The sequence below is a fragment of the Loktanella sp. S4079 genome (assembly GCF_000967725.1).
Taxonomy (GTDB): domain Bacteria; phylum Pseudomonadota; class Alphaproteobacteria; order Rhodobacterales; family Rhodobacteraceae; genus Yoonia.
In genome coordinates this window covers 1-280 of the sequence record NZ_JXYE01000042.1, presented here as the reverse complement: position 1 = coordinate 280, position 280 = coordinate 1, and the positions used below count along the sequence as shown (strand labels likewise).

1 protein-coding gene is annotated in these 280 nt (G+C 58.2%); it reads right to left on the bottom strand.

Translation table 11 applies throughout. The features are described from left to right. A partial coding sequence (locus tag TW80_RS17945) for an FAD-dependent oxidoreductase (protein WP_204218533.1) occupies window positions 1-175 on the bottom strand: 175 nt, incomplete at its 3' end. Window positions 176-280: the final 105 nt, after the last annotated feature.

The following is a 280-nucleotide window of genomic DNA, read 5'->3' as shown; positions in this document are numbered from 1 at the left end:
CCGTGATGTTTCCGCCAAAACATCCAAACCGTTCGAGCAAAGTCACCTGCACCCCGCAACGCGCCGCAGCGATCGCGGCAGCCAAGCCGCCGGGCCCAGAGCCAACCACCAAGACATCGGTTTCGTGGATCACAGGTGTTTCGCGGGCGGGTTCGGTTATTTGGCGTTGTGTCACTGCGGTGCTCTGATCATTGTGCTGGGTTCAGCATGATCGGGGGCCGGCCGACAAGTCAATGCGCGCGGCATGTTAAGTGATCAAAGTGAAAAGCAATTGGCCTTT